The organism is Candidatus Hydrogenedentota bacterium, assembly GCA_035450225.1.
GTDB lineage: Bacteria > Hydrogenedentota > Hydrogenedentia > Hydrogenedentales > SLHB01 > DSVR01.
The window spans coordinates 55,062-73,696 of sequence record DAOTMJ010000023.1; the positions used below are offsets into that span (position 1 = coordinate 55,062).

Genomic DNA, 18,635 nt, shown 5'->3' on the forward strand with positions numbered 1-18,635 from the left:
TCGGCCGGTTACGAATTTCGTACGAGGATGAATTCCGCAAGGCCTTGCATGGAAGCCTTGTGGGGGGTGTTCGGAAGTCCGTCAAGGGCATGGCGGGCCGTGTCGGCATATTGGCGTGCGACTGCTTCGGCCCGGGCCTTGGCGCCGGATTTTTCCAAGGCGTTTGCGGCCCAGCGGCGATCTTCGTCCCCAAGCGGCCGACCGGTCATGTCGCGCAGGCGTTTTTGGCCGGCCGGATCGAGCGCCTCGCGAAGAAACAGCAGCGGCAGGGTTTGTTTACCCTCGACGATGTCCCCGCAGGAAGGTTTTCCGAGCGCGTTCTGGTCCTTCATGATGTCGAGCACATCGTCAATAATCTGAAAGGCGACGCCAAAGGCCATCGCAAAAGACTGGAGGGCTTCCCGGTGGGCACTGCCCGCAAGGTAGGTCGGCGCGGTGCAGGTAACGGCGAAATAAATGGCTGTTTTGCGCTCGGCCAGTTCGAGGCAGTCATGTTGCGTAAACGAATCGCCGCTTTTGCCGAAGGAGACCAGTTCGCCCTCGGTCATGCGCTGCAAGGCGTTGACCGTGTTTTCGATAAGCCCGCAGGATTGATACGCCGCCATGAGCGCGATGGAGCGGGCAACCAAGTAATCGCCGCTCAACACGGCTGTCCGATCGTCCCAGAGAGCGTTCAGGGATGCTGTTCCCCGCCGACGGTCCGCATGGTCTACGACATCGTCGTGCGCAAGCGCGGCAATGTGCAGCAGTTCGCAGGCGGTGGCCAGCGGCACGAAGGCGCCCAAGGTCTGAGCGCCTGACGCGCCGGCGGACAGCAGACACAAAGCGGGCCGCAACAGTTTTCCGCCGGCCTGCGCGGGAGTGTCGGACGGACCCCGTACGAGCGCGATCGCGTCGCTCCAATATCGGCTGACGGTCTCTTGGACTTCGCGCAACTCCGGTTGGATGGGTTTGTATAATTGTTCCAGTGTCATTTGGGTCACCAAGAGATTGTTATTGTAGCATAGCCGCGCCCTTGTCAAAAAACCGCTGCCGCATCGGCATGCCCGCTGTTTTTCCATCCATATTCGCCAATCAGAGGGACGAAGATGCAGCCGATTCCCGTGGTTTCCCGAAAACCCGATTCGGTTCGGGCAATCACGGCGAGATGTTGCAAATCGCGCGGACCGACCGGGCAAACGAGACGTCCGTTCGGGGCAAGTTGATTTTTCAGGGCCTCCGGTACGGACGGGCTGCCTGCGGTAACGATGATGGCGTTGTAAGGGGCTTTTTCAGGATACCCCAGCGTACCGTCGCCGACGATGACCGTGACGTTTTCGTATCCGAGGGAGAGCAGGCGGCGGCGTGCGGATTCGGCCAGAAACGGCACCCGTTCGACGGTGATTACCTCGCGGGCGAGCAGGGAAAGTATGGCCGACTGATAGCCGGAGCCGGTCCCGATTTCGAGAACACGATCCGCCGGTCCGACTTCGAGTAGTTGGGTCATCACGGCGACCATGTAGGGTTGCGAGATGGTCTGGCCTTGGCCGATAGGCATGGCGTGGTCTTCGTAGGCGCGTTCCACGGACTCGTCCGGAACGAATGCATGCCGAGGGACGCGGCGCATGGCGTCGAGGAGGCGGGCATCGTTTATGCCGCGCGCGGCGATTTGCCGATCGACCATTTCCGCCCGAGCCCGTTCGTAGGGGTCTGACGGTTTGCAGGATTTGCGCCGCCACATGGCGTACTATCCGCCGACGGTGACGCGCGCCAACATCGCAACGACTATCGCACGGGCGACCCACAGCGCCAGCAGGGCAAGAATCGGTCCATAATCAATCAGGCCGAAACGGGGGAGAAGCATTTTTTCAACGGCTATCTTGCGCATCGCGCGAATGAACGGATCGGTTAGGCGGCTTATCCAGCGGACGCGGGGACTGTCCATGTCGAGTTGAAGATACGGCGCCAACCAGCGCAACAGGATCATCATCATGTAAAAGGTAAACGCCGCATTGGCGGCGCGGCATGCAACGTCGAAAATGGAAATCTCAATCACAGGGAAACTCCCGTACCACTTGGTAAACAGGTCCTTTCGGAGTCAGTTCGCTGGAGAATAATGTCATACCACTGGCCTCGAATGCACCCGCATCGAAGGCGGCTTCGCTTTCGATCGCTTCCATGAGAGGCCGTGCCGTGCGCGTGTCGCGTATGCGAGCCATCGTGATATGGGGATGAAACGGCTTGTCGTCCGGGGACAGGCCGATGGCGCGCGCGGCGTTTTCGGCGGCGGCGTTCATGTGGAGCAGGCAGTCATCCGGCGCTTCGGCGCCCACCCAAATGACGGCGGGCTTGCGCGCGTTTGGAAACGCGCCGATCCCGCGGACGTGTACAGGAAAGGGCCGGATTTCCCGGCCGTTTTCGGCCAGAATTTCCCCGAGGCGAATGGACTGGTCTTCCGTGATGCCGCCAAAGAAGCGCAGTGTCAGGTGCATGTTCTCGCGGCGGACCCATGACGCCCGCGCACCCACTCCCCGAAGCCGGCGGATCAGCGATTCGATGGCGTCCTTGATGGCCCCGGGAAGTTCTATCGCCACAAATGCCCTCATCGCGCAGACGCCCAGCCGGACTTCAGACGGAACCATGCGGTGTCGTCCGCGCACACCGCCGGAATGCCGATATCGGCCACGACGAGACGGCCCACATAGGGACGTGCGGATGGGGCCAGAAGACCCGTCTTGGCAAATTGAAACGTTACGGTTACGTTGGCCTTGATGCATGGACTGCCGCATTCGCCCGTGTCCGCGTCAAGTCCGGACGGCAGATCCACGGCGACAGTGTACGTATCCGGCCATGCCGCAATCGCCGCGCGGTACGGATCCTGCACCTCGCCCCGGATGCCTGTACCGAGGATCGCATCCACAAGGACGGCCCGGCCTCGCAACGCCGAGACGGCCGCGTTGGCTTCCGGGGCGGTCCGCGCCACGCACATCTCCCCGCCGAGCCGCCGGTACACGTCCATGAACAGGGCTGCATCACCCCGGATCTGCGCCGGTTCGGCAATCAACGCCACACGCACATCCCGCCCGGCCTGCAACGCCAGCCGCGCCACGACGAATCCATCCCCGCCGTTGTTGCCCTTTCCACACACCACCCCCACCGGGCCGTCCGGCAATTCCCGGAAGACGGCCATGCCCGCGTTGTTCATCAATACCGCGCCCGGAATACCCAGTTCCTCGATGCATCGCCGGTCCGCTTCGCGCATCGCCGCACTTGTCAAACTTGTCATAATCACCTCGGCTGTGGTATCGCCCTTAATATCAAACATTTTAGTGCAAGCGATTGTCCTGTTGGCAACTCGTTTTTTAGTGGGGAAGGAATTGCCCCTGCCGGCTACGCGGGATCGCAGGCGGTGAAGTATTTTTTGACTCCGCCGGGCGCGGCATGTAATCTTTTTATTTTGATATTGGGACCAACCATTACGCGGACGTGTGAGGAGACGACCATCATGGCGAACAACGGCGGATTGGAAGGCATCAAACCGGAAAAACTGTTTTGGGGAAGCTGCACGGCGTTGATTGCGACGGCAATGACCTTTGCCGTGTTGAGTTCCATCATGACCCCCTTGAAAGAACAATTTCTATTGACGAACGAGCAGGCGGGCTTTATCGGCGGTGCGGGGCTTTGGGGCTTTCCGTTGTCCATTCTGATTTTCGGACCATTGTGTTCGGTTTTGGGCATGCGGTTCCTGTTGCGCATGGCATTCGTCTTTTTCATGGGCGGCGTGTTGTTGATGGTGCTGGCCGTGAATTTCTGGATGCTGTTCTTCGGCGCGCTGACCATTGCCTTTGCGAACGGTCTGGTCGAGGGTGCGTGCAATCCGCTGGTCGCCACCATCTATCCCGACCGAAAAGTGGAGAAACTAAACGCGTTTCACGTCTGGTTTCCGGGCGGCATCGTGATTGGCGGGCTAGTGTGTTTCTTCTTGGACCGTGCGGGTGTCACTCAGATAGCGGGCATCGCGTCATGGCAACTGAAACTCGGCATGATCCTGTTGCCGGTGCTGGCCTACGGCGCCATCATGTTGAACGAAAAGTTTCCCGAAACCGAGCGCGCGCAGTCCGGCGTTTCGTTCGGAGGCATGGTCAAAGAAACCTTGTGCCGACCCCTGTTCCTTCTGCTGTTCGTGTGCATGATGCTGACCGCTTCAGTGGAACTCGGACCGAACCGCTGGATTCCCTCCGTCCTCGATGCGGGTGGGGTTTCGGGCATGCTCGTGCTGGTATGGACAAGCCTCCTGATGGCAATCATGCGCCAGTCGGCCGGCAAGGTCGTCGAACGTCTCGCGCCCACGGGCATCCTGTTGACTTCCGCCATTCTGTCGGGACTCGGCCTGTTGTGGCTCAGTTATGCCGAGGGCGGCGTGATGATTTTCATCGCGGACACCGTGTTTGCCGTGGGTATCTGTTATTTCTGGCCGACCATGCTCGGCGTGGCTTCCGAACGCGTTCCAAAGGGCGGAGAACTCGCGCTGGCGCTACTGGGCGCGGCCGGCAACATCGCCGTCGGCCTTGTCACAATCCCCCTGATGGGAACCATTGCTGATTACTATGGCCATGAAAAATTCCCGGTCAATGAAACCAAGGCAGTCGTTCAGCGGATTGCCGACGAACTGCCAGGGTTCAAAGCCAGCGCCAAGGACAATGAACTGAAGGCGGCCATGGATGAAACCGTTGCCCTCGCCAATGCCGTGCTGGCCAAGGCGCAGAGCGGTGCTTTGCCGCGCAATGACACGGCCAACGTGTTGCGCGGCGCCATCAAGTGCGCGCCCGATTCCGAAATCGGCAAGATCGCGAAGAAGACGCTGGATCCGGCGGAACTTCACGGCGGGCGCACGTCGTTCCGCATCGTTTCCTGCATGGCGATCGTGCTGGTCATCGTGTTTGGCGCGCTCTATCTGCGGGATATTTCGACCGGCGGCTACAAGGCGGAAAGACTCATCTAGCGACGTTCCGTCAAAACGAATTCGGGCGGGGAATGCGGAAACGCGTTCCCCGCTGTTCCATTTGCGTCCAGCGGGAAACCCTATCTAGAATAATGTCAAAAGATGATCCGCGCCAAAACCGCCGAATTCGCGAATCCGGCCCGGATCTGGAAAGTGAGCGTACCATGTCTGTTCTGATGTATCTCTGCGTTGCCATGGTGTCCTTTTTGCTGGCCATACGTTGGTACGGCGCCTTTGTGGCGCGTCAATTGGGGGAGAATGCCGCCAATACAACACCCGCGCACGCGCGCAACGACGGCCGGGATTTCGTTCCGACCAAGCCGTATATCCTCTTCGCGCACCATTTCTCGGCTATAGCGGGCGCGGGGCCGATCCTGGGGCCGACGATGGCCATCCTCTACGGTTTCGTCCCTGCGTGGCTGTGGGTGGTGTTCGGCGGCATATTCATCGGGGCGGTGCATGACTTCATGGCGTTGTTCGTCTGCATGCGCGAAGGCGGACGGAGCATGGCCGAAGTCGCGAAAAAGACCATGGGATCGGCCGGGTTTCTGCTCTTTATCCTCTTCACCATCATGATGCTGCTGCTCGTGACCAGTTCTTTCCTGTCGGCGGTTAGCATGTCGCTGACCTCGTTGTGGCCGCTGGACAAACTCGGCCTTTCGTCCGGCCAGACGCTTCTGAAAACGCAGGTTGAAAATGGCGTGCTCATGGGCCGGATCGGTGGAATTGCCTCGACCTCGGTCGTGATTATCACGCTATTTTCGCCCTTCCTGGGCTGGCTGGTGTACAAGCGCGGCATGGGCGCGCTTGTCGCCTACCCGCTGGCCGCGTTTGTATGCGTGGGGTCGATCGTCGCGGGCGTCAGGTGGCCGATCGTCCTGAACGCCGACACGTGGAAAATCGTGCTGTCGTTCTATGTGCTTTTCGCGGCGGGCGTGCCGGTATGGGTCATCCTGCAGCCGCGCGACTTCATCAACGTCCAGATCCTGTACGCCGGGATGGTCCTTTTGATCCTGGCGTTGTTCGGGGCGGGATTCAGCGGGGTGTCGCTCAACATGCCCGCATGGAACATCCAGGAAGGCGTCGCCAACCTTGGCCTGATATGGCCGATGATGTTCATCATGGTGGCTTGCGGCGCGATATCGGGGTTTCATTCGCTCGTGGCGGGAGGGACCACCACCAAGCAACTCGACAACGAACGGGATGCGCGGCGCATTGGCTTCAACGCCATGTTGCTTGAATCCCTGTTGGCCGTTTGCGTGTTACTGGCCCTTGCCATTGGATTGAACTCCACCGATTATCGCGCCATTGTCTTCCCCACCGAGGCGGGCGCCAAGTCAAATCCCATTCTTGCCTTCAGCCTTGCCACCGGCCATCTGGTCAACCGAAGCGTCGGCATCCCCATGGATTTGGGCACGGTGTTCGGCGTGCTGCTGGTGGAGGGATTCGTCATCACCACGCTGGATGCCGCCGTGCGCCTGAACCGCTATCTGTTCGAGGAGCTATGGGCCATGCTATTTCGGAAAACACCCGCCATCATGCGCCATTATCTCTTCAACTCGGGGCTGGCGGTGATCCTGATGTGGGTGCTCGCCTACAGCAACGCCTTCAACAAATTATGGCCCATTTTCGGCGCCGCCAACCAGCTGCTGGCCGCCATCGGTCTCATCTCCGTAACCTTGTGGCTCCTGGTCAACGGCCGCCGTTACTTCTTCGCGGCGGCGCCCGCCGTGTTCATGATGACCACCACGCTGGCGTCCTTGGTCATTCTCCTGAGAAAATATCTGGCCGAAAGCAATTATATTCTGATTGCAACGGATCTAATTCTCTTCGTTCTCGCGATGGGCGTCATTGCCCTTGTGGCAAAACGGCTCCTTTCGGGCAACCTTCATTCCGGCATGTCCAAAGTCCGCGGATCCCTTTGATTCGCCTCAAAGCGTTCGTAGAATCAACATGGGCCGCGCCTCGATGCGGACGCCCCCGCAAAACTCGTCCGATCGCGACTTGAAGGATTCGGAAGACAAAAACGCGGCCTTGCCGGCGCCTTCAATCTGAAGCAAAACGCCGTGATTCGTCTCCGGGTGTGCAAGCCATCGCGTGGCGATCGGCGTGAGATCCCATGACACCCAGTGTCCGCCTTGCTTGGGCGGCGAAATCATAGCCGAATCTGTCGGAACTCCATCGCGATCGGCATCCGCATGATCGCATCCGGGCGATTGCCATGGGGCTTCCCATGTGGCTTCGTCTTTCATCGCCGGACGTCCTTCAATACCGTTGACGTTGTCCGTGACGCCGTTTCCCGCGTTCCATGCGCGATTCACGGCATGCGCCGCCACGACAACCTGTTCCGTACAATCGTTCACGTGCAGCCATAGCCTTGCATCGGCAAGAGGGACATCCTTGGAAATGTTTTCCAGCGTGAAATGTAGGAGCGCCCGCCGCTCGGCGCCGGCGACGTCGCGCGCCACTTCGAGCACCGGTTCGCCTCCCGCGTTGTGGCCGGGCAGCATATTGCCGATGGTGGTGTCCCGGCAGGGCGCATGCGCGATGTAACCCGGCGGCTGGCACGAATAGGCCGGCATGTTTTGCAGGCAACTCCAGCCGTGCAGGCGCGCATACCAGTAACGGATGCACACCGCGCTCAATGCCGCGCCATGTTGGACGCCGCCGTAGTAGTAATCCTCGTAATGGCGATGCGACCAGGGATATTTCATTTTGAAATGCCAGTACGACAACGAGCCAAATCCAACCGTGCCCAGCGAGGCGGCTTCCAGCAGCGTTCGCCCGGCTTCGATCTGCGCGGCCGTCACGGCCTTGCCGCGTTTGGCGAAGGCTTCGAGGATATCGTCCATCGGAAACCAGATTGTGCCTTGCAGTCCGGGCAGTATGCCGTATTCCGCTTGAACGAACAAATGACAGATCATGTCCAAGTTTGCATCATGTCCGGCGTCTTCCCGCTCCCCGCGATTTTCGAAGGCGACATTCGTCCCCTCGTCGAAGTGCCAAGGCAGATCGGTCATGTCGTGCGTTACAACCCCGAAAAAAAAGGCGATACGACGCTTGGTTTCGTAATCCCAGGGCGGCGGATACTTCGCGCAAAGGACGTCAAAATAACAGTCCAGAAACTCGCGCCAGTGGCAGTCTTCCCCCGCGTCGCGATTGATTCCGCCCGGATAGCCCCAATCCGGAAACAGGCATCCCGAGTAATAGGCATGCCAGAGGCTGTCATCCGAAAGAAACGAGGATAGCCCTGGAAGCATTTCCCCGTTTTTCGACAAGTAATGAAACCATGCCTGCCGGCCCATCTCGGCGTGAACGCGTCCGCCAGCCGCATCCGCTCCCGTCGCATAACACAAAAACGCCGCCATTGGGACCAAAATATAGCGTATTCGGATCATCGGTTTGCCTCGAATGATGCTGAAGTGTAACCGGGAACGTTGCGCGGGGCAAATGTTATTCCTTTGAAGGCGCGGCCGTGCGGCATTACGGCGTGGCGTTGGGATTATTCAGGTTCGTTCGGTTTCCGGAATGTGGGTTTCGTCGTTCAGTTTGAGGAAACGCAATTCATCCGGTGTGGCGTGGACTAGATGAAATGCACAGTTGCCTGAATTGAACCGAACCTGTGGAATGAATGGCAATAACAGTATCGCCGAGAGCAGCAGATCGTTGAAGGTTCCGTGCGAAACCGCGGCGACGCGCCGGCCGCTTTTCCCGTGCGTGTCCAGCAAAAGACGCCAAAGCGCGTGGGCGCGGCGGTGGGCGTCCTCGTGCGATTCCTGCGGACTGCGTGGATGTTCGGCGTCGTTGCCAAACCGGACAAATGGGAAATCCTTTTCGATGGATTCGCGTGAACGCACATGGGGATTGTAGGCGACCTCGAACAGGTTCCAAAGCAATTGCGGGCGGAGTCCCGTGGCCTCGTGAATGCACTGCGCCGTCTGCAGATTACGCAACAATGGGCCACAGTAGAGGACATCCGGCGGCGATTCGGCGATTCGCCTGCCCGTGCAACGCGCTTGGCGCCAGCCCCGCATTGTCAACGGTGGATCCATCGGGTCGTACAACGGATCCGACGGATTGATGATGCACTCGCCGTGCCGTATCAATAGCAATTCCATCCGATTCTCTTTCGGGGCGCCGCGGTCCGAGGTTTATGAAGGCTTGCCGGCCAATTCGTAACGCACGGGCGTGGCGTGCCATCCATTCCATCTCTTTTCCCAATAAAGATTGTGAAGGCGGATTGAAATTTCTCCGGCGCCTCCCTGATCGGAAAGAGACTTGCCGTCCACGCTGCGCACCGGCATGATGCTGCCCGCTGTCGTGGTCATGAAAGCCTCCCGCGCGGTTCGCAATTCATCGGCATGGATGCGCCGGCACGAGGTCGGAATACCCATTTCTTCGCAGAGTTCCAGTACGCTTTCGCGCGTAATGCCTTCCAAACAGCCGGAATCGGGTGTGCATACCGTGCCGTCAATCACGGCAAAGATATTGGCGCCGGTGGCTTCAGTAAGACAACCGTTTTCATCCGTCAGCACGGCCCACTCGGCGCCGCGGGCGCCTGCCTCGAAAAGCGCCATCTGCATGTCGAGCCAGTGGAAATTTTTGGCTGTTGGATCCACGGCCCGGGGGGGGATGCGGATGCGGTCGCGGCTGACGATAAGATCAATGCCGCGGGCGCGTTGATCGTCGTCGAACATGAAGACGAACGAGGTGGCGAAGGCATAGAATCGGTTCTGGAATTTTTCCGGGTCCACCATTTCGTTTCGTCCCATCGGCGGAATGCCCCGTGTGACCGTCCACCATACATACGCGTCGCATAACCCCGCGCGCGCCACCAATTCGTGCAGGATGGCGGCTTCTTGTTCGCGATCGAAGGGATTTCGCACACGGATGGCATCGCAGGCCCTTGCAAAACGCGCCTGGTGGCGATCGAGTTTGAAAAATGCGCCCCGGCTGACGCTTACGACGTCGTAAACGGCGTCGGCGTGGAAAAAGCCCGTGTCGAAAATGGGGATCGCGGCTTCAAGAATCGGACAAAAATGGTCCGCGACGAACGCCGCGCCGAACGCATACTCCGGGGCATGCGGCCGTTGCGCATGATCCGGATGCGTGAACATTTTTTCTTGGACCCGGATAAGTTCCATGATGTACGGCCTTTCTGCATGGTGCGGTTGTCCAGTGTCTTGTGGCGTGTGAAATTATAGTGTAATCCGTGTTGTTTCCCCAACATCCTCGTTTCCCGGGCATGAGAACAATTTGACCCGTGGGCTGGCGGCGCGATACGCTTCCCAACATTCAAAGTATAAGGAGACAACGAGATGCGCAGCGATCAGATCAAGCAGGGTGTTGACCGGATGCCGAACCGGGCGTTGTTGCACGCCACCGGCGTGACACGTCCCCAGTTGGAAAAGCCGTTCATCGGGCTTTGTTCGAGTTTCACCGACCTGATTCCCGGCCATGTCGGCATGCGGGCGCTCGAACGCAAGATCGAATGGGGCGTGTGCGCGGGCGGCGGCGTGCCGTTCATGTTCGGCGTGCCGGGCATTTGCGACGGCATCGCCATGGGCCATTCGGGTATGCACTTTTCGCTTCCTTCCCGCGAACTCATCGCGGACATGATTGAAACGATTGCGCAGGCCCATCAGTTGGACGGGCTGGTGCTGCTGACCAATTGCGACAAGATTACCCCTGGAATGCTGATGGCCGCCTGCCGGCTCGATATCCCGGCGATCGTCGTTACGGCGGGGCCGATGCACAGCGGCCGCCATGACGGACGCCGGCTCGATCTGGTGCGCGATACCTTCGAGGCGGTCGGGCTTTGGCAGGCCGGCAAACTGAGCGAGCACGATGCGGGCTGCCTGGAAATGGAGGCGTGCCCCGGGGAAGGCTCCTGCCAGGGATTGTACACGGCAAACACGATGGCGTGCCTCACGGAGGCCATGGGCATGAGCCTGCCGGGCACGGGCACGGCCCTGGCCGGCAGCGCCAAAAAAATGCGGCTGGCGCAAGCCGCGGGCGAGCGCGTGGTCGAGTTGGTGCGGCAGGGGATAACCACGCGGAAAATCGTCACAAAGGAATCGCTCGAAAACGCGGTGCGCATGGATCTCGCCCTCGGCGGCTCCACCAACACCACGCTGCATATTCCGGCGATTGCCCATGCCGCCGAAGTGGACGTGACCATCGCGACTTTCGACCGGCTGAGCCGTGAAATTCCGCAAATCATTTCCTTGCGTCCCTCGGGTGAATTCATGATGGAGGATTTCGAGTGGGCGGGAGGCATTCCGGCCATGCTCAAGGCGCTGGAGCCGCGCCTCGCGAAAAACTGCATGACCGTTTGCGGGGAGACTATCGGCGAACTATGCGCCAAATATGCGCCGGGTGACGCGCGTGTGATCCACGGATTGGACAATCCGGTCGCCGTTGAAGGCGGTATTGCCGTATTGAAGGGTTCCTTCGCGCCCGAAGGCGCCATTGTCAAGCAGGGCGCCGTCAGCGATGCCATGAAACAATTCACAGGCACGGCGCGCGTGTTCGACGGCGAGGACGCCGCGATGGATTATCTGAAAGCCGGGAAAGTCGTTCCGGGCGATATTCTTATCGTGCGCTATGAAGGTCCGAAAGGCGGGCCGGGCATGCGCGAATCGCTGGCGTTGACGGCGGCAGTTACGGGATGCGGACTCGGCGACAAGATTGCCATTTTGACGGATGGGCGTTTTTCGGGGGGTACGCGAAACCTGAGCATCGGCCACGTTTCGCCGGAAGCGGCGGACGGCGGGCCGATCGCCCTCGTCCGCGATGGCGACCGGATCAAGGTGGACATTCCGAATCGCGTATTGGATCTGCTGGTCGAACCGGCCGAACTCGAACGGCGCAAAGCCGAATGGAAACGACCCGCGCCGAAATTTACGCGCGGATGGTTGGCGCGTTATGAACGGCTGGTCCAGAGCGCGGCCAAGGGCGCCGTATTGGAGCCGCCGGAAAAGTAATTGTATCCCGGTTGCGCATGGGGGAGAGGTTGCTCAATCCCTCGTAGCGCCGAATTCCAATTTGGCAAAAATCGTGTTGGCCCAGCCAAATCGGAATTCGTCATTGCACTTTCGGGCGCGCGAATAAATTCACAAGCCCTCAGTCGCAATGAAAGACCTCTTCCATATCCGCCCACCATTCGCCCTCTTTGCGTGTCGGCAAGGGGGATTGACACGGTTTGCACACATCCCACCAGCGTTGGGTCGTGGGATCCGCGGCCATTTTCGCCATGTCAGCCGCAAAATCGTCGCCCGTATATTCGAAATAACTGAACAGGAAGTCGTCTTTCAGGTAGATCGAATAATTCGAGATGTTGCATTCCTTGATTTTCTTGAGCACATCCGGCCAAACCGCCGCATGAAGCCGCTTGTATTCCTCGATTTTCTCCGGAACCACCTTGATTGCCATTCCGTACCGTTTCATGTTTGCTCCTTCAACTCATCGGAATATCGTATTCATCGAGATGTAACGGATAGACGCCGTACTGGCGCACCAATTGAACCATGTAGTCGTAACTGGCCGGATCCACATTGTCCGGCACCGAATGATCGGATTGGACGATATAACCGCCGCCTTTCGCGGCGTTGAGTTTCGTAAGCACCTCGCGCCGGATGGCGTCGCGGTTGTTGGTCGCCAGCACGCGCACGTCAATGTTGCCGTTGAAGGCCCAACGGCGGCCGAAGCGCCGCTTGAGTTCCACAACGTCCAACCCGGCTTTTGCTTCCAGGGGATTGTAGGCGTCCACGCCGGCCTCGATGAGATCCTCGAAAACGGCGCTTGCGTTGCCGCACCCGTGGTAAATGACCTTTAAACCCGCCTTGTGCGCCGTCGCGCACAGGCGCGCCACTTGCGGCTTGTACGCCGACCGCCAATAGTCCGGCGAAAAGAACATGCCGCGATCGTAGGCGATATCGCCCCACAGATAAAGACCGCTGAGTTTGCCGCCCGCCGCCGCGATCTGGCTTTCCGCAATGCCCACCATGAAATCGCCGATCCGTTCGAGAAACGACGCAACACGTCCGGGATCTTCCCCAATTTTGAGCAGCACATTTTCCGTTCCCATTATGCGCCAAATCATTTCATGTGGTTCGCAAATGCCGCCGAACACGCAGAAATCGTCCGCGCAGGCATTGACGCGATCCACGAACGACGGCAATCCGAGGTTCAGGGCGTCCCCGACGCTGTTGAGTTGATCGTCCAAGGCCTCGAAATACCGGCGAGGATCGCGCGGATCGTCGAACCGGAATGCCTCCATTTGTTCGTAGGTCTTGGTCTCGAAATCGAGAAAAGACGGCATTGGACATGTGTCACGCAGTTCGATGGTCGCCCCAAATCCCGTTTTGACGACTTTGTGCGCCCCGGAGTCCTCGATGACCTGGATGCCGGTCAGATGCGGGTCCATATTAGGATTGACGACGATCAAGTCCAAGTCCCAATGCGTGTATGGATTGAATGCGTCGCCGCCCGCCCATTCTTCGCGTGCGCGGCGCACGAATTGCGACCAGAAAAACTCGCCGATCGGCACGCGATCCGGCTCGCGTCCTTCAAGCGCCGCCAGTACCCTGCGACGTTTTGTGTTTCCATCACCCATGAAAATTTCCTCCGAGAACATCAGTTTGCAAACAAAAGGCCACGGTTTTATCAGCCCAATTCACGAAACGGCATTAAAAGTCGTCTATGACAAGGCAGTTGACGCAAAGCCCGTTTATGTTGCAATCCGGACAGAGAATGATCCCGCAGGACGCACACCTCTCGGTTTCCTCTTCCTCGACCTTAGCGCCGCACATTTCGCATTGCATGATCCGCCTCCGGATTTTGTGCTGCCGGCAAAAGCCGCCGACGTCGTTTCGGAATAAACCCAGACTGGCAGAAATCGTCCCACAAATCAAGATGTTCATGGCAACGGCCGATATGATGCAACGCATCGGGCCGTGTTATATTTACCGCAGAAAAAGGAAAAAGGATCATTTATGCTTTCATCGGTGTTCCATGTCATCGGGATTGTAATCGCCGCCGCGGGCGCGGCCGGGGACGGCGACGCGATTCTCGGCCACGAGTGGCTGACCAAGGACGGCGGCGCACGTTTTGCATTTACCAAGCGCGACGGCAAGTATTACGGCCATATCTGCTGGGAGAAGGACCCGGTTTACGACAAAAAGGACCAAGAAGCGGGGAAACCGACCCGCGACCGCAACAATCCCGATCCCGCGCTGCGGAACCGGCCGATACTCGGCCTCGAAATCCTGAAGGATTTTGAATACCAAGGTGAAAACCGATACGAAAGCGGCACGATTTACAACCCGGAAGACGGCCGTACCTACAAGGCCAAACTGACGCTTGCCGATCCGGACCACCTCAAGGTGCGCGGCTTTATCGGCATTTCGCTGCTCGGGGGCACGACCGTCTGGACGCGTTGGAGTCCCGGGGACGACGAAAAAACGCCGGTTCCGGGTGAATCCGCGGATCCTCCAGCCAAGTCCAAGTAATATTGGAATTTTCGGACATCCTGGAAGGATTCGCCCCGTGTTATGGTTCATTGCATGCGGTCTTCTTGCCGCCCCTCTTCCGATTGGGGATGGATTACATCTTATCGCTCATCGTGGCGGCGTGGTGGACGCATCGCGGCCTGAAAACACGATTGCGAGCCTCGATGCCGCCATCCTCGAAGGCTATTGGATGATTGAACTCGACCTGCGCCGGACGAGCGACGGGGTCGCGTTCCTTCAACACGACGGCGATTTCAGGCGGATCCACGATTCCAGAAAAAATGTCGCGGAAACGACATGGGAAGAAGTCTCCCGGCTCACATCCCGGATCGGCGGTTTTCATCCGGTTGCCTTCAAGGATGCCGCCGGACGCTGCCGGGGCCGGGCGCGGGTCATGATTGACATCCACGAGGAGTGGCCGGAAACGACGTTGTCGGAAGTGGAGGCGATACTCCGTGAAAACGATCTGCTCGATTCGGCGATCATAATTGGAAACGGCGGCTCGAAGAATTTTTTCAAGGGAAAGGCGCGCGTCGCAACCGATATCGAAGGATTGAAGAAGGCCGCAAACGCGGGCGAGGACGTGGCGGCCTTGTACTGTCTCTTCATGCACGGCAACGAACTGGACGCCGAAAACGTTCAACTGGCCGCTTCGCTGCGCGTGCCGGTCGTCGCGTCGGTGAATGTGTTTCATTATTTGCTCAAGCCGGCGTCCGCGGGCGCCGAAGCCGATATTCGCCGGCTGTATGACGCCGGCGTGCGCCTCTTTCAGATTGATTCGCGGTATGCGCCGTATTTCAACGCCTACCGTCCTTCCCCCTTTCCCGATCTCGACGCCGCCCAAGACTGGCTGTGGGAACATCCGGCCGACGGAACAAATGCCTCCGCGCGGCGCGAGCGCATGGCGATCTTTCAGGCGGCCGCGGATGAATGCCCCCCCGATGCGGCGTCGCGTTTTTTGTTGAACGTGCCGGGCGCCGCGGAATCGGCGGGGCGGTTCGGCATCCTCCATGCCCTTGCGCGCGCCTCGGACAAAGCATACGACGACATAATCCGGACCCGCGTGGAATCGGGGCTTGCCGTGTGGCTTTTGTACAACATGGGCTTTGTGTTCAAGACGCCGGAGGCGTGTTTTGGGGTGGATATTTGCCTGCACGACGCGGCGCGTTTTTCGGACACGCTCGATTTTCTGCTTGTTACCCATTCGCATCCGGACCATTCCACAAAGGCGCTTGTCCGTGAAATGCTTGCACGCGGCAAACCGGTCCTTTCGTCGTTTGTCGAGGGCGGCATCATCGTCAAGAAACCATGGGAAGGCCGCTTCGGCGCGGTTCGCGTCAAGGTGGATATCGGCGATCATACACCGCGCAGTCCCGCCGGCCTCGACAACATGTGCATGTATCAGATTGACTGTGGGCCGTCGGCCAACGGCGCCGTCGTATACCACAGCGGCGATGGAGCCAATTACGGGAAAATGATGCCCGACAGGCCCGTGGACCTCTTCATTCCACACGTGGCGTGTTCCGGCATGAAAGTCGCCGACGCCGTGCGCCATCTCAATCCGAAAGTGGCGTTGATCGCGCACATCCTCGAACTCACGCACGCCCAAGGTGGTGCGCGGTGGAGTTATGAATACAGTTTCGACGCCATCGAAAGCCTTTCCGAATCGCAGGCGCGCATATTGGTCTGGGGCGAACGTTTCATCCTGCCCGGCAGCCGAATCGCGTCCTTGAAGTGACGCCGGCCTTTCCAGCGGTTACCGCTGACCGCTAGGCGTTTCGCCATTTCGGATAGACGATGCCGCAATACGCCACGGCCAATCCGCAAAGAACCGCGCTCAACCCGCCGTAAATTCGCCGAAAACCCCCATCCCGGATGTGGAGTTCTCCGCGCGCGGGATTCGACGGATCGTAGAACACGGTCAACGGATACTCTTGGGTCTCCAGTCGCGCCAGTTCGTCCGGCGGCAATGCATTCGGACTGCCCGTTTCCGGCCAAAGCCCGGTCCACGTGTTAATATGCTCGATGCCTTCGACCGTGTAGCAATAGGTGATCGTGACCTTTACGGCGGCATCGCTCGCGTTGTAGTGCGTCGCGTGAATATTGCATTCCATGACGTGTCCCTGCGTCGAGCGGTATTGAGGACTCATGATGTCGCGCGACCATAAGGTAACCGGCACAATGGCCGCGCCAATCAGCACAAGCGCCGCCATTTCGGGAAGTCCGAATACACTGAACTGCCGTCGCTGCCGAAGTCCCATGCCAGTCCCCTGCTTCAACCATTCCATTGTACGCCGACAGCAATGATTCCACAAATGGAAGAAGACGGTATAAACGGATGGAGATGAATCATTTGAAGAACCCTCTTGCCGTCAAAGTCCATTTCGCCAATGCGACAATTCAATGATTTTGGACTTCAAAACAACGGAGGAAACGGTCCCTTTTTGGAAATCACCCGGTAAACCGTGGATCCGGGGGCGCCCGATCGCACCTCGATACGGAAATCCGCCTTGTCCATGACGCTGCCGGGTGTCGCAAGGAAATAGGGCCAAGGCGCAACATGGGGGACATCGGCGGATTCGACGGTCACCTCGTACGCCGTTTCGTCCACGAAAACCGCTCGTGGAAGGCTTTTCGATTTTGCCGGCATGTGCAATTGCAGCGGCGCCGCGTGGGGCATCGCTTTCCCGAAGGGAGTGTCGTGGGCGATCGCATCGCTCAGGCACACGGGCGCGCCCTGCCGATACCGATAATCCGGCAGGAGGGTCCGGGGACCTTCCGCAGTCTTTGCCGATTCCCGAAAATCCGCCGCGATGCGTCCAGCCGTTCGCCATGCCATTACGGAACGGATTTCCAACACGAAAAAGGCCACGCAGAGTATTGACGTCACGTTGATGACGATTCGAGGCCACTTGGGATGCCTGAGCATGCAGAGGCAGAGTCCCGCGAATGCAACATTGAAAAATGCGGTGGCCGCCAGGAGCCGTCCGCCGCCAATCAGATGCACCGGATCGACCATCCGGTTTCCCAGGGAAAGTTGGGTTGCCACCATGGCGAGCAATCCGAAAAGAATGGCGGGATGCTTTGCCTTTCGGACCAGCAGGGCCAAAATTCCAAGCACTGCCATTGCGCCCAGCCAGCCCAGAAACGGTTTTTGGTGGAACAGCACGGCATTTTCGGGCAGGAATCCTATCGGGTAGAACACAAAGTAAAGCGGCGCGAAAAGGCCGGACCACGTCATGTCTTGAAACATCCAGTCCGGGACATGGACAAGAGATGCCGCAGCGATACATGCGGTGGCGGCCAACGTCTTTTTCCATGGACGGCGGCCTTTTTCGCCAAGACACGCCACATGCAGGACGGGAAACACCGCAAGCCAGGCATTCTCCCGGAACGTGGCCGCGGCGCATACCATCAGCGGCAACCCGACGAGGCGATTCCAGTTGCGGGGCCGCGCGGCGCGTTCCGCATACACGGCCGCCGCCAGCATACCCGCCCCGCACGGAAGCAGATCGGACACGCCCGTCAGGTTCCACACCGATTCGTTGTGCGCGGGATTCGCCATGAAAAGGGTCGCCGCCAACGTGCCCAGCCATGCCGGGCCTCGCACCACCGAATTCGTGATCCGATACACCATCAACATGATCAGATACAATACCAAGAGATTGACGGCATGGTATCCGGCCACATGATGCCCGAAGGTTTTCATTTCCCAGGCAATGGCATGCGAGACGCCCCATGGCAGTGAAGCGGGGTCGGCCAGCGCGGCATGGTCTCGGCCCAGCGGCCCGATCGTCAGCGACGCGCCGTGGCAGATTGACAGATAAACCAGCAGGGCGGCGGCGTCCAGCGCAAAACGCCGCCAACCCGTCAGTCGGATGGGCGCTTTTGTTGTGTTTGCCGGAATCGCCGTGGGCATGTTGATCCTCAATGCCGCGTAGCATAGCAGGAACAGCCGCCGGAATTCAGGATTGGCCTTGACTTCATATTGTTGTCCTTGATTCCGCCCGGTGGGTCAATGTCCGTTCCCGCTGCGGACCGGTGCTATTTTAGGCGCATGCGGCCCTTCAAGGCGTGGGAAAGGGTAATGTCGTCGGCGAACTCGAGGCCGCTGCCGGTGGGGACGCCCTGCGCGATACGCG

Annotated in this window: 18 protein-coding genes; 6 read left to right on the forward strand and 12 right to left on the reverse strand. The window is 59.1% G+C overall.

Annotation, left to right across the window (positions count from 1 at the left end):
- Positions 1 to 8: 8 nt before the first annotated feature.
- The 5 genes from P5540_12910 to P5540_12930 are packed head-to-tail and all read right to left on the reverse strand — an operon-like array spanning position 9 to position 3,265.
- On the reverse strand, positions 9 to 974 hold the full coding sequence (locus P5540_12910; GenBank protein HRT65715.1) for a polyprenyl synthetase family protein: 966 nt from the start codon (positions 972 to 974) through the stop codon (positions 9 to 11).
- 44 nt (positions 975 to 1,018) lie between these two features.
- Positions 1,019 to 1,720, reverse strand: coding sequence for a protein-L-isoaspartate(D-aspartate) O-methyltransferase (locus P5540_12915; GenBank protein HRT65716.1), 702 nt, complete (start codon positions 1,718 to 1,720; stop codon positions 1,019 to 1,021).
- 6 nt (positions 1,721 to 1,726) lie between these two features.
- Entirely contained in the window at positions 1,727 to 2,035 is a 309-nt protein-coding gene (locus P5540_12920) for a YggT family protein (protein ID HRT65717.1), read from the reverse strand.
- On the reverse strand, positions 2,028 to 2,621 hold the full coding sequence (gene thpR / locus P5540_12925; protein ID HRT65718.1) for an RNA 2',3'-cyclic phosphodiesterase: 594 nt from the start codon (positions 2,619 to 2,621) through the stop codon (positions 2,028 to 2,030). The genes P5540_12920 and thpR overlap by 8 nt, the downstream gene beginning before the upstream one ends.
- Positions 2,582 to 3,265, reverse strand: a complete 684-nt coding sequence (locus P5540_12930) for an NAD(P)H-hydrate epimerase (protein ID HRT65719.1) — start codon at positions 3,263 to 3,265, stop codon at positions 2,582 to 2,584. The genes thpR and P5540_12930 overlap by 40 nt, the downstream gene beginning before the upstream one ends.
- A gap of 219 nt (positions 3,266 to 3,484) precedes the next feature.
- On the opposite strand from P5540_12930, the gene P5540_12935 reads away from it, so the two are divergent.
- Complete coding sequence (locus P5540_12935) at positions 3,485 to 4,981, forward strand: MFS transporter (GenBank protein HRT65720.1); 1,497 nt, start codon at positions 3,485 to 3,487, stop codon at positions 4,979 to 4,981.
- Between the two features lie 164 nt (positions 4,982 to 5,145).
- Entirely contained in the window at positions 5,146 to 6,906 is a 1,761-nt protein-coding gene (locus P5540_12940) for a carbon starvation CstA family protein (GenBank protein ID HRT65721.1), read from the forward strand.
- Between the two features lie 6 nt (positions 6,907 to 6,912).
- Here P5540_12940 and P5540_12945 read toward each other — a convergent pair whose 3' ends face one another.
- The 3 genes from P5540_12945 to P5540_12955 all read right to left on the reverse strand — a co-directional run bounded on the left by P5540_12945 (position 6,913) and on the right by P5540_12955 (position 10,125).
- The gene (locus P5540_12945) at positions 6,913 to 8,379 is read right to left on the reverse strand and encodes a DNRLRE domain-containing protein (GenBank protein ID HRT65722.1); all 1,467 of its coding nucleotides are present in this window, start codon (positions 8,377 to 8,379) and stop codon (positions 6,913 to 6,915) included.
- A gap of 108 nt (positions 8,380 to 8,487) precedes the next feature.
- Positions 8,488 to 9,099 (reverse strand): histidine phosphatase family protein, encoded by a 612-nt coding sequence (locus P5540_12950; protein HRT65723.1) that lies wholly within the window; start codon positions 9,097 to 9,099, stop codon positions 8,488 to 8,490.
- 33 nt (positions 9,100 to 9,132) lie between these two features.
- Positions 9,133 to 10,125 (reverse strand): aminotransferase class IV, encoded by a 993-nt coding sequence (locus P5540_12955; protein HRT65724.1) that lies wholly within the window; start codon positions 10,123 to 10,125, stop codon positions 9,133 to 9,135.
- Between the two features lie 174 nt (positions 10,126 to 10,299).
- On the opposite strand from P5540_12955, the gene ilvD reads away from it, so the two are divergent.
- Entirely contained in the window at positions 10,300 to 11,967 is a 1,668-nt protein-coding gene (gene ilvD, locus P5540_12960) for a dihydroxy-acid dehydratase (GenBank protein ID HRT65725.1), read from the forward strand.
- Between the two features lie 139 nt (positions 11,968 to 12,106).
- Here the strand turns inward: ilvD and P5540_12965 are convergent, their stop codons facing one another.
- Positions 12,107 to 12,430 (reverse strand): L-rhamnose mutarotase, encoded by a 324-nt coding sequence (locus tag P5540_12965; GenBank protein HRT65726.1) that lies wholly within the window; start codon positions 12,428 to 12,430, stop codon positions 12,107 to 12,109.
- A 10-nt stretch (positions 12,431 to 12,440) separates the two neighbouring features.
- Entirely contained in the window at positions 12,441 to 13,598 is a 1,158-nt protein-coding gene (locus P5540_12970) for a uroporphyrinogen decarboxylase family protein (GenBank protein ID HRT65727.1), read from the reverse strand.
- Between P5540_12970 and P5540_12975 the strand changes: the two genes are divergently transcribed.
- The 3 genes from P5540_12975 to P5540_12985 all read left to right on the forward strand — a co-directional run bounded on the left by P5540_12975 (position 13,597) and on the right by P5540_12985 (position 16,231).
- The gene (locus tag P5540_12975) at positions 13,597 to 13,863 is read left to right on the forward strand and encodes a hypothetical protein (GenBank protein HRT65728.1); all 267 of its coding nucleotides are present in this window, start codon (positions 13,597 to 13,599) and stop codon (positions 13,861 to 13,863) included. The two genes, P5540_12970 and P5540_12975, sit on opposite strands and share 2 nt — an antisense overlap.
- Positions 13,864 to 13,977: 114 nt before the next feature.
- The gene (locus P5540_12980; protein HRT65729.1) at positions 13,978 to 14,493 is read left to right on the forward strand and encodes a DUF2147 domain-containing protein; all 516 of its coding nucleotides are present in this window, start codon (positions 13,978 to 13,980) and stop codon (positions 14,491 to 14,493) included.
- 37 nt (positions 14,494 to 14,530) lie between these two features.
- The gene (locus tag P5540_12985) at positions 14,531 to 16,231 is read left to right on the forward strand and encodes a glycerophosphodiester phosphodiesterase family protein (GenBank protein HRT65730.1); all 1,701 of its coding nucleotides are present in this window, start codon (positions 14,531 to 14,533) and stop codon (positions 16,229 to 16,231) included.
- A 31-nt stretch (positions 16,232 to 16,262) separates the two neighbouring features.
- Here P5540_12985 and P5540_12990 read toward each other — a convergent pair whose 3' ends face one another.
- Positions 16,263 to 16,754 (reverse strand): DUF3592 domain-containing protein, encoded by a 492-nt coding sequence (locus P5540_12990; protein ID HRT65731.1) that lies wholly within the window; start codon positions 16,752 to 16,754, stop codon positions 16,263 to 16,265.
- 155 nt (positions 16,755 to 16,909) lie between these two features.
- Positions 16,910 to 18,412 carry a hypothetical protein gene (locus tag P5540_12995; GenBank protein ID HRT65732.1) on the reverse strand — a complete coding sequence of 501 codons (1,503 nt, stop codon included), beginning with the start codon at positions 18,410 to 18,412 and terminating at the stop codon, positions 16,910 to 16,912.
- Positions 18,413 to 18,635: the final 223 nt, after the last annotated feature.

Bases quoted from the DNA above. Each gene is read 5' to 3' on its own strand.
- P5540_12910 (HRT65715.1), bottom strand. From the start codon at position 974: ATGACACTGGAACAATTATACAAACCCATCCAACCGGAGTTGCGCGAA.
- P5540_12915 (HRT65716.1), bottom strand. From the start codon at position 1,720: ATGTGGCGGCGCAAATCCTGCAAACCGTCAGACCCCTACGAACGGGCT.
- thpR (HRT65718.1), bottom strand. From the start codon at position 2,621: ATGGTTCCGTCTGAAGTCCGGCTGGGCGTCTGCGCGATGAGGGCATTT.
- P5540_12930 (HRT65719.1), bottom strand. From the start codon at position 3,265: ATGACAAGTTTGACAAGTGCGGCGATGCGCGAAGCGGACCGGCGATGC.
- P5540_12935 (HRT65720.1), top strand. From the start codon at position 3,485: ATGGCGAACAACGGCGGATTGGAAGGCATCAAACCGGAAAAACTGTTT.
- P5540_12940 (HRT65721.1), top strand. From the start codon at position 5,146: ATGTCTGTTCTGATGTATCTCTGCGTTGCCATGGTGTCCTTTTTGCTG.
- P5540_12945 (HRT65722.1), bottom strand. From the start codon at position 8,379: ATGATCCGAATACGCTATATTTTGGTCCCAATGGCGGCGTTTTTGTGT.
- P5540_12950 (HRT65723.1), bottom strand. From the start codon at position 9,099: ATGGAATTGCTATTGATACGGCACGGCGAGTGCATCATCAATCCGTCG.
- P5540_12955 (HRT65724.1), bottom strand. From the start codon at position 10,125: ATGGAACTTATCCGGGTCCAAGAAAAAATGTTCACGCATCCGGATCAT.
- ilvD (HRT65725.1), top strand. From the start codon at position 10,300: ATGCGCAGCGATCAGATCAAGCAGGGTGTTGACCGGATGCCGAACCGG.
- P5540_12965 (HRT65726.1), bottom strand. From the start codon at position 12,430: ATGAAACGGTACGGAATGGCAATCAAGGTGGTTCCGGAGAAAATCGAG.
- P5540_12975 (HRT65728.1), top strand. From the start codon at position 13,597: ATGAAAATTTCCTCCGAGAACATCAGTTTGCAAACAAAAGGCCACGGT.
- P5540_12970 (HRT65727.1), bottom strand. From the start codon at position 13,598: ATGGGTGATGGAAACACAAAACGTCGCAGGGTACTGGCGGCGCTTGAA.
- P5540_12980 (HRT65729.1), top strand. From the start codon at position 13,978: ATGCTTTCATCGGTGTTCCATGTCATCGGGATTGTAATCGCCGCCGCG.
- P5540_12990 (HRT65731.1), bottom strand. From the start codon at position 16,754: ATGGGACTTCGGCAGCGACGGCAGTTCAGTGTATTCGGACTTCCCGAA.
- P5540_12995 (HRT65732.1), bottom strand. From the start codon at position 18,412: ATGCCCACGGCGATTCCGGCAAACACAACAAAAGCGCCCATCCGACTG.